This window comes from Actinophytocola sp. (assembly GCF_036402745.1).
Classification (GTDB): Bacteria; Actinomycetota; Actinomycetes; order Mycobacteriales; family Pseudonocardiaceae; genus Actinophytocola.
The window spans coordinates 1-8,358 of record NZ_DASWSJ010000339.1 but is presented as its reverse complement, the minus strand read 5'-3'; the positions used below and the strand labels follow the sequence as shown (position 1 = coordinate 8,358).

Annotated in this window: 11 protein-coding genes; 5 read left to right on the top strand and 6 right to left on the bottom strand. The window is 71.9% G+C overall.

The genetic code is table 11. The annotated features are described in order from the left end of the window. The coding region (locus VGD70_RS30980) for a glycine cleavage T C-terminal barrel domain-containing protein (RefSeq protein ID WP_331087623.1) at window positions 1–271 on the top strand (271 nt) is incomplete at its 5' end. A gap of 113 nt (window positions 272–384) precedes the next feature. Here the strand turns inward: VGD70_RS30980 and VGD70_RS30975 are convergent. After that, a complete protein-coding gene (locus tag VGD70_RS30975) occupies window positions 385–1,332 on the bottom strand; it encodes a Ku protein (RefSeq protein ID WP_331087621.1) in 948 nt (315 codons plus the stop codon). A 154-nt stretch (window positions 1,333–1,486) separates the two neighbouring features. Between VGD70_RS30975 and VGD70_RS30970 the strand changes: the two genes are divergently transcribed. Beyond that, entirely contained in the window at window positions 1,487–1,786 is a 300-nt protein-coding gene (locus VGD70_RS30970) for a WhiB family transcriptional regulator (protein ID WP_331087619.1), read from the top strand. Between the two features lie 9 nt (window positions 1,787–1,795). On the opposite strand, the gene VGD70_RS30965 is transcribed toward VGD70_RS30970, so the two are convergent. Beyond that, window positions 1,796–2,629 carry an alpha/beta hydrolase gene (locus VGD70_RS30965; RefSeq protein ID WP_331087617.1) on the bottom strand — a complete coding sequence of 278 codons (834 nt, stop codon included), beginning with the start codon at window positions 2,627–2,629 and terminating at the stop codon, window positions 1,796–1,798. Between the two features lie 65 nt (window positions 2,630–2,694). Between VGD70_RS30965 and VGD70_RS30960 the strand changes: the two genes are divergently transcribed. Further along, a complete protein-coding gene (locus VGD70_RS30960) occupies window positions 2,695–5,679 on the top strand; it encodes a glycine--tRNA ligase (protein WP_331087624.1) in 2,985 nt (994 codons plus the stop codon). A gap of 10 nt (window positions 5,680–5,689) precedes the next feature. On the opposite strand, the gene VGD70_RS30955 is transcribed toward VGD70_RS30960, so the two are convergent. Then, on the bottom strand, window positions 5,690–5,941 hold the full coding sequence (locus VGD70_RS30955; RefSeq protein ID WP_331087615.1) for a ribbon-helix-helix protein, CopG family: 252 nt from the start codon (window positions 5,939–5,941) through the stop codon (window positions 5,690–5,692). A gap of 166 nt (window positions 5,942–6,107) precedes the next feature. Here VGD70_RS30955 and VGD70_RS30950 point away from each other — a divergent pair, with 166 nt between their 5' ends. Further along, window positions 6,108–6,305, top strand: a complete 198-nt coding sequence (locus tag VGD70_RS30950; RefSeq protein WP_331087614.1) for a hypothetical protein — start codon at window positions 6,108–6,110, stop codon at window positions 6,303–6,305. A 6-nt stretch (window positions 6,306–6,311) separates the two neighbouring features. Here the strand turns inward: VGD70_RS30950 and VGD70_RS30945 are convergent, their stop codons facing one another. Beyond that, window positions 6,312–6,773, bottom strand: coding sequence for a hypothetical protein (locus tag VGD70_RS30945; RefSeq protein WP_331087612.1), 462 nt, complete (start codon window positions 6,771–6,773; stop codon window positions 6,312–6,314). Then, window positions 6,770–6,946 (bottom strand): hypothetical protein, encoded by a 177-nt coding sequence (locus tag VGD70_RS30940; protein WP_331087610.1) that lies wholly within the window; start codon window positions 6,944–6,946, stop codon window positions 6,770–6,772. Before VGD70_RS30940 ends, VGD70_RS30945 begins: the two co-directional genes overlap by 4 nt. 183 nt (window positions 6,947–7,129) lie before the next feature. Here VGD70_RS30940 and VGD70_RS30935 point away from each other — a divergent pair, with 183 nt between their 5' ends. Then, window positions 7,130–7,387, top strand: a complete 258-nt coding sequence (locus VGD70_RS30935; RefSeq protein WP_331087608.1) for a ribbon-helix-helix protein, CopG family — start codon at window positions 7,130–7,132, stop codon at window positions 7,385–7,387. On the opposite strand, the gene VGD70_RS30930 is transcribed toward VGD70_RS30935, so the two are convergent. Then, window positions 7,384–8,358: glycosyl hydrolase family 65 protein (locus VGD70_RS30930; protein ID WP_331087605.1), on the bottom strand; the 975-nt coding region annotated here is incomplete at its 5' end. The two genes, VGD70_RS30935 and VGD70_RS30930, sit on opposite strands and share 4 nt — an antisense overlap.

Here is an 8,358-nt window from a genome sequence, read left to right as displayed (position 1 = left end):
GAAGCGCAGCGAGGCCCCGCCGTCCGCGACGCTGGTCGGCCTGACCGGCGAGGGCCGCCGCGCGCCGCGGCACGGCTACCCGGTGCTGGACGGCGACACCCCCGTGGGCACGGTGACGAGCGGCGCCCTGTCACCGACGCTCGGCCACCCGATCGCGCTGGCCTACGTGCCGCCGTCGCTCGCGGAGCCCGGTACGAAGCTCGCGGTGGACGTGCGCGGCAAGGCCAGCCCGGTCGAGGTGGTGAAGCTGCCGTTCTACAAGCGCGCCTAGCCCTGGCCGCCGGATAAGAAGCGCGCGGCGGCTGGGCGAAGCTGGCGGAGGTCGGCGGTCGGGGTCATGAGAACAGTGGACCACCGACCACCGACAGTTTTCGTTCGTGCAGGTCAGGCGGCGCCCGCGCGCCTCGCCTCCGCGACCGCCTTGCTGAGCTCGTCGCGGCTCATCTTGGAGCGGCCCTTGATGTCGAGCTCGCGAGCCAGCTTGTCCAGATCGGCCTTGCTGAGGCTATCCAGATCGTCCGCCGGCGAGTCGGCGGCGGGCGAGTCGCGGCGCTTCTTGCGGCCCTCGACGCTGCGGGACAGCGCCTCGAACAGGTCGACGACCTTCGTCGGCTCGGTCGGCTCGGCCTCGGCGACGATCTCCTTGCCCTCGCGCTTGTCCTCGATCAGCTTCTCGACCTGCTCGGTGTACGTGTCGTGGAAGTCCTCGGGCCGCCACTCGTCGGTCATCGAGTCGACCAGGTTCACCGCCATCTCGAGCTCCTTGCCACGTGCGGTGCTGAACTCCGGCAGCGACTTCAGCTCCTTGGCGGGGTCCCGGATGTCCTCGGGGAACAGCAGCGTGTTCAGCACCAGCAGCCCGTCCCCGGCCCGCACGGCGGTGAGGTACTCCTTGCCCCGCATGACGAACGACGCGATCCCGGCCCGGTTGGTCTTCTCCATCGCCTGCAGCAGCAGGCCGTAGGACCGGGCGTACTCCTCCTTGGCCGGTGCGAGCCAGTAGGTCTTCTGGAAGTGAATGGGGTCGATGTCGTCGAGGTCGACGAACGTGTTGATGTCGATCGTCCGGGACCGGCCCGGCGCGATGGCGTCCAGCTCGTCCGGCTCGATGATCACGTACTCGCCGCCGCCGAGGTCGGCGCCCTTCACGATGTCGGAGAACGCCACCTCCTTGCCGGTGCGCTCGTTGATCCGCTTGTACCGGATCCGGTCCGACGTCCCCCGTTCGAACTGCCGGAAACTGATCGTGTGGTCCTCGGTCGCGCTGTACAACTCGACCGGGATCGTCACCAGACCGAAGTTGATCGCGCCGCTCCAGATCGGTCGCGCCACTGCCACTGCCCTCCCCGCCGCTGTCCGTACCCGATCATCATGACGCCTTTCAGGAACGATGCACCAGTCCGACACCGCCGGGTTTGCCGTCCGCTACCGCGGGGTACCACCTGCTCGCACGCTCAAGCGCGAACGTACGTGAAGGAGCAGACCCATGGTTGACGTGTCGAGGCTGCCCGGTCCCGTGTCGGAGACCTGGGATTGGCAACGACTCGGGGCTTGCCGAGGTCAGAACAGCGACATGTTCTTTCACCCGCGGGCCGAGCGCGGCCAGGCGCGGGAACAGCGCATCGAGAAGGCCAAGGAGATCTGCCGCGGCTGCCCGGTGATCGTCGAGTGCCGCCATCACGCGTTGACCGTGTACGAGCCCTACGGCATCTGGGGCGGGCTGGACGAGGGCGAGCGGCGTGCCGCCTACCAGCACCGCAAGCGCAGGGGCGAGCACGTCGCCTGACCGAACCGGCTAACCGGCCGCCTGAACGGAGAGCCGGGCCGCGGCGTCGACCAGTCGGGGGCCGTCGAGGAGCGCCGCGTCGTTGTGATCGGCGCCGAGTTCTTCGACGGAGAAGACGGGTCCAGCAACCGCCCGCGCCACGGCCCGGCTCTGCTCCGCCGGCACCACCGAGTCCGCCGACCCGTACACGACAGCGGTCGGCACGTGCACCTTCCGGACGTGCTCCACCACCGGGAACCGGTCCTTGAGCAGCAGCCGGACCGGCAGGAACGGGTACAGCCGCGCGGCCGCGTCGGGCAGCGAGGTGAACGGCGAGCGCAGCAGCAGGCCACCGGGCGGGTGCTCGGTCGCGAGCTCGCTGACCACGGCCGCGCCGAGGCTCTCCCCGAAGTAGATCACCCGGCCGGGCGGCACCCGCAGCTCGTCGACCAGGTACGACCGCGCCGCCCGCACGTCCAGCGCGAGCCCGGCCTCGGTCGGGTCACCCGGGTTGCCGCCGTAGCCGCGATAGTCCAGCAGCAGCACCGACATGCCCCGCCCGCGCAACGCGGCGGCGAGCGGCGCGCGCAGCGACCGGTCGCCCGCGTTGCCCGGCGCCAGCAGGACGCTGACGCCCAGGTCAGGCCAGGTCGCGGGGATGTACCAGGCGTCGAGGGTCAGCCCGTCCGCGGTCTCCAGCCGCACGTCCCGGGCACCCGGCAGGACCGTCGCGGCGGGCGGGACGGGCCCGGGGGAGGGCAGGTAGACGAGCCGGCGCTGGAACACGTAAGCGAGGGTCACGAACACGAGGACGAGTCCCACCAACCCGGCGAGCACCTGCAGCACCCGTCGAGTGTGACGCATCCGCGTGCGGTGGCCCATCGACTTGTCCATAGACCCGGAACATTAGGGTTGTGCGGGTGCTGACCATGCAGGACGCCTTGCTCGCGTTGACCCGATACTGGACCGACCGCGGCTGCATGCTCGTGCAGCCGTTCAACACCGAGGTCGGCGCCGGCACCCTCAACCCGGCGACCATCCTGCGTGTCCTGGGTCCGGAGCCGTGGCGGGTCGCCTACGTCGAGCCCAGCGTCCGGCCCGACGACGCCCGGTACGGCGAGAACCCCAACCGGCTGCAGACGCACACCCAGTTCCAGGTCATCCTCAAGCCCGACCCGGGTGACCCGCAGGAGCAGTACCTCGCGAGCCTCGAGGCCCTGGGCATCGACATCCACGCGCACGACATCCGGTTCGTCGAGGACAACTGGGCCAACCCGGCCACCGGCTCGTGGGGTCTGGGCTGGGAGGTGTGGCTGGACGGGCTGGAGATCACCCAGTTCACCTACTTCCAGCAGGCCGGCGGAATGAGCCTGGACCCCGTGTCGGTGGAGATCACCTACGGCGTCGAGCGCATCATCATGGCGCTGCAGAACGTCAGCCACTTCAAGGACATCCAGTACGCGCCCGGCATCACCTACGGCGAGGCGTTCGGCCAGGCCGAGTACGAGATGAGCCGGTTCTACCTCGACGACGCCGACGTCGACACCCAGCGCCGGCTGTTCGAGGACTACGCCGCCGAGGCCCGCCGCATGCTCGACGCCCGGCTCCCGGTGCCCGCACACGTGCACGTCCTCAAGTGCTCGCACACGTTCAACGTGCTGGACGCGCGCGGTGCGGTGAGCACCACCGAGCGGGCCCGCGCGTTCGCCCGGATGCGGGGCCTCGCGCGCGAGGTCTCGGCGCTGTGGGCCGAGCGGCGCGAGGAGCTCGGCCACCCGCTGGGCCGCACCGAGCCGCCGCCCCTGGCCACCGCGCCGGCGGAGTTCCCCACGGTCACCGAGCCCGCGCCGCTGCTGTTCGAGATCGGCACCGAGGAGCTGCCGCCGGGCGAGGTCTCCCGGACCGCGCGGGCGGTGCGGGAGTCGCTGGCGGGCAAGCTCGCCGGCACCCGGCTCGCGCACGGCGACGTCGAGGTCCACGCCACCCCGCGGCGGATCGTGGCGCTGGTGCCCGACGTGTCGCCGGCCGAGCCGGACGCGGAGCGCTTCGTGCGCGGGCCGCGGGTCACGGCCGCGTTCGACGCCGAGGGCGCGCCCACCAAGGCCGCGCAGGGCTTCGCCCGCGGGCAGGGCGTCGATGTGTCCACTTTGGAGCGGGTGGAGGTCGACGGCGTCGAGCACGTCGGGGTCACCAGGACCGACGTGGGCCGGGGCGCGGTCGAGGTGCTCAGCGGGGTGCTCGGCGAGCTGGTGGCCGAGCTGCGCGCGGACAAGAACATGCGGTGGAACGACCCGAAGCTGTCGTTCACCCGGCCGGTGCGCTGGCTGGTCGCGCTGCTCGGCTCGGACGTCGTGCCGGTCGCGGTCTCGACCCTGGCGTCGGGCCGCACCACGCGGGTGCACCGCACGGCCGGGTCGCCGCTGGTCGAGGTGCCGTCGGCGGCCGGGTACCCGGACCTGCTGGCGCGGCACGGGATCACCGCGTCGATCGAGGACCGCCGCGCCGCCATCGTCACCGCCGCGCAGGCGCTCGCCGGGTCGGTGGGCGGCACCATCGACGTCGCGGGCGAGTCGGCGCTGCTCGACGAGATCACCAACCTCGTGGAGGAGCCGAACGCGATCCTTGGCGGGTTCGCCTCGAGCTACCTCGAGCTGCCGCAGGAGATCCTCACGACGGTCATGCGCAAGCACCAGCGGTACCTGCCGGTGCGCGCGGCCGACGGCACGCTGCTGCCGCACTTCGTCGCGGTGGCCAACGGCTCCTGCGACGTCGACGCGGTCCGCGCGGGCAACGAGGGCGTGCTGCGGGCGCGGTACGAGGACGCGAGCTTCTTCTGGCGGGCCGACCTGAAGGTGGCGCCCGAGACGATGAAGGCGGGCCTCGAGCGGCTGGCGTTCGAGGAGCGGCTGGGCTCGATGGCCGACCGCGCCGGCCGGATCGCGGCGGTCGCCGCGGACCTCGGCGTCGAGCTGTCCGGCTCGGCCCGCGCGACGCTCGAGCGGGCGGCCGCGCTGGCCAAGTTCGACCTGGGCTCGCACATGGTGGTCGAGCTGACCAGCCTGGCCGGCGTGATGGCCCGCGAGTACGCGGTGCGCGCGGGCGAGTCGGAGGCGGTGGCGCAGGCGCTGTTCGACATGGAGCGCCCGCGCTCCTCCGGCGACGCCCCGCCGTCGTCGCTGCCCGGTGCCGTGCTGGCGCTGGCCGACCGGTTCGACATGCTCGTCGGCCTGTTCGCCGTCGGCGCGGCGCCCACCGGCAGCTCCGACCCGTTCGGCCTGCGGCGCGCGGCGGCCGGGGTCGTGAGCATCCTGCGGGCGCACCCGCCGCTGCGGGGGATCACGCTGGCGCGGGGACTCGCGGCGGCCGCGGAGCACGTGCGGGCGCAGGGCATCGAGGTGCCGCCGGCCACGCTGGACGAGGTGGCCGAGTTCACCACCCGGCGGTTCGAGCAGCAGCTGCTCGACGCCGGCCACGACCATCGCCACGTCGCCGCCGTCCTGGCGCTGCCGCCGGCCACGGCCGACGAGACGCTCGCCGAGATCGAGCGGCGGGTGGGGGACGCGGACTTCGCCACGCTGGTGGCCGCGCTGCAGCGGGTGCGGCGCATCGTGCCGGCCGACACCGAGCCGCGCTACGACCCGGTGATCCTCGCCGAGCCGGCGGAGAGCGCCCTGCACCAGGCGCTGGTCAAGGTCACCGGGTCGCTGGGCGCGGGCCCGCACTCGTTGGCGGACTTCGTGGCGTCGGCGAGCGGGCTCACCGGGCCGATCAACACGTTCTTCGACGACATCCTGGTGATGGCCGAGGACCCGCCGGTGCGCGCGGCGCGGCTGGGGCTGCTGGCCGCGATCCGCGACCTGGCCGCGCCGGTCCTCGACTGGCAGGCGCTGGGCACCAGCTTCACCACGGACTGAGCCGGGCGGCTCAGAGGAGGACGACCTCGCGCGAGCCGTCGGGGCCCTTGACGATCAGCTGCTCGCTGTTCTCCCGCACCGCGCGGTAGACGAAGTCGCCGTAGCCGACGAGGCGTCGCAGTGCCTCGGTGAGCGTGACGCCCTCGCGCTCGATCACGTGCTCCAAGGCACGGACGGTGTCGGGGGAGACCGCGACGTTGATCCGCTTCGGCTCCGCGCGCTGGGTCTCGGCGGCCTCGGTTCGTGCGCCCTTCGCCGACATGATCACATCCCGTGAGGTAGGTAGCGGCCAAACGGGTTAAGTGTAGGTGTGTGTCCGGTGCATATGCAACACGCGGACTACACGTAATCGACACTTACCGAATGTTGTCACTGTGTCGACACGGCGTTATCCTCGACTCCTGGCGCCGAGGAGGGCGACACGCACCATGCCAGACACCAGCTCTGCCCCATACCGCCACGACCACGAGACCTGGCGCGTGCGCGGCGACCTCGCCGACCCGTGCCCGGCCCGCGGTGGCCCGCTGCTGGTGAGCGGCGTCGAGCCGCTCGACGGCACGTGGTTCGACGCGGCGGACTGCCCTGTCGACACCCCGCTGGTGCTCCTGATCCCGGCGCCACGCTGAGCCCCGTCACGCCTCGTCGTCCGAGCGACGACCCCGCCGGCGGGACCGGCGGGTCTCGAGGTCGCGACCCGGGTGCGCCCCCGCACCCGCGCCGAAGAACGCGCCCACGATGGTGGCCGCCGCGCCCAGCAGGATCGGCAGCATGATCCGGGCGAGCTCGGTGGCGAACGACGCGTTGATCGCGTGCACCCACAGGCCGAGCACCAGGGCCAGGACCGTCAGCAGGATCAGCGCACCGACGCCGAGCAGCACCCACGTCTGCATCCGCAGGTAGTGCCGGCGCGCGGCGGACCGCGCCTCGATGTCGGCCTGCTGCGCGCGCAGCTCCAGCTCGCGGCCGCGGGCGATGAGCTCGCGGTTGCCGGGCGGCGAGCGGTCCACCCAGGTGCCGTCCTCGTCGACCTCCCCGGCCGGCGGGCGGCGGAACCGGCGCAGCAGGCGCGGCGGCTCGGGAACGGGCGGGCTCATGGCTCGTCCGGCGGGGGCTGGTCCGGCGGGAGCTCGTCCGGCAGGGGGATGAGCGCGATGAGCGGGGTGTCGCCCGGCTCGTCGACGTCGACCTCCAGCCAGGTGACCGCCTCGCCGTCGCGACCGGCGACCGGGTCGGGGCGTTGGCTGGCAGCCGGGCTGGTGTCCTGCATGGCTCGTCGGTCCTTCGAACGTCACTCTACAGAGCAGATTAACTCCAGAATGCCACATAAACAACGTCTATCAGCTGTATATGACGTGTTGCATCACTGTGTGTGTCATGCCAAACTTGACGAGGCGGGGGTTCGATCGCGTGTCAGGAAGTGCTCGCTATGCGCACAGATCAGGATGTGGTCATGTCGGGTAACCGCCCGGACGTCGACGAGGCTCCGCAGAGCCACCCCCGCACCGAGGCCAAGCGGATCAACGTCGCCATCTCGCCGGACATGGTGCGAGCGCTGGAGAACCTGATCCACCGCGAGGGCGTCACGCTCACCGAGGCGCTGCGCCGCCTTGTCGGCTACGGCGACTTCGTCTACCGCGCGGTCAAGGAGGGCGGCGAGCAGCTGACGCTCTCCGGCCCGGACGGCGCCCGGGAAGTGGTACTGCTCTAGGGGTTGAGCGCGCCCCGGCGGCGCGGCGCCCGCCGCGGCGGCTGGGTCGGCGTCGGGTACTTCGGCGCCGGCGGGATCGGCTGGCGCACCGGGTCGGCCACGATCGTGATGTCCTGGCCGTGGTGGGTCACCGCCAGCTCGGGTCCCTCCAGCAACCGGTACGTGGTGCCGTGGTGGCCGATCTCGACCGCGAAGCGGCTGTTCCGGTAGGTCATCCGGAACGTGAGCCGGGTGAGCGCCGCGGGCAGCCGGGGCGCGAAGTGGAGCGACTGGTCGTGGTCGCGCATCCCGCCGAACCCGGCCACCGCGACGATCCACGCGCCGGCGAGCGAGGCGATGTGCAGCCCGTTGCGTGCGTTGTGGTGCAGGTCGTGCAGGTCGGTGAACGCCGCCTCGGCGAAGTAGTCGAACGCGAGGTCGAGGTGGCCGACCTCGGCCGCGAGCACCGCCTGCGGGCACGCCGACAGCGACGAGTCCCGCACGGTGCGCGGCTCGTAGTAGGCGACGTTGCGGGCCTTCTGCTCGAGGGTGAACGCGTCGCCGCGCAGGTGCATCGCCAGGACCAGGTCGGCCTGCTTTACCACCTGCTTGCGGTACAGGTCGAAGTACGGGTAGTACAGCATCAGCGGATACTTCTCCGGCGGCGTCGCCTCGAAATCCCAGCGCGCATGCTCGGTGAACTCCTCGGCCTGCATGTGCACCCCGAGCGCGTCATCGAAGGGGATCAGCATGGCCGAGGCGGCGTCGCGCCACGACGCCATCTCCTCGGCGTCCACGTCCAGCCGACCGGCGTGACCGGGATGGGCCTCCGACGCGTCGGCCGCCGCGCGCAGGTTCTGCTGGGCCATCAGGTTCGTGTAGACGTTGTTGTCCGCGATCGCGCTGTACTCGTCGGGGCCCGTCACCCCGTCGATGCGGAAGCCGCCGGTCGCATCGTGGTGCCCGAGCGATCGCCACATCCGCGCGGTCTC

What these genes read in the sequence shown, in the direction of transcription:
- VGD70_RS30950 (WP_331087614.1), top strand. Translation starts at nt 6,108, where the DNA reads ATGCCAGACACCAGCTCTGCCCCATACCGCCACGACCACGAGACCTGG.
- VGD70_RS30935 (WP_331087608.1), top strand. Translation starts at nt 7,130, where the DNA reads ATGTCGGGTAACCGCCCGGACGTCGACGAGGCTCCGCAGAGCCACCCC.
- VGD70_RS30940 (WP_331087610.1), bottom strand. Translation starts at nt 6,946, where the DNA reads ATGCAGGACACCAGCCCGGCTGCCAGCCAACGCCCCGACCCGGTCGCC.
- VGD70_RS30945 (WP_331087612.1), bottom strand. Translation starts at nt 6,773, where the DNA reads ATGAGCCCGCCCGTTCCCGAGCCGCCGCGCCTGCTGCGCCGGTTCCGC.
- VGD70_RS30960 (WP_331087624.1), top strand. Translation starts at nt 2,695, where the DNA reads ATGCAGGACGCCTTGCTCGCGTTGACCCGATACTGGACCGACCGCGGC.
- VGD70_RS30955 (WP_331087615.1), bottom strand. Translation starts at nt 5,941, where the DNA reads ATGTCGGCGAAGGGCGCACGAACCGAGGCCGCCGAGACCCAGCGCGCG.
- VGD70_RS30965 (WP_331087617.1), bottom strand. Translation starts at nt 2,629, where the DNA reads ATGCGTCACACTCGACGGGTGCTGCAGGTGCTCGCCGGGTTGGTGGGA.
- VGD70_RS30970 (WP_331087619.1), top strand. Translation starts at nt 1,487, where the DNA reads ATGGTTGACGTGTCGAGGCTGCCCGGTCCCGTGTCGGAGACCTGGGAT.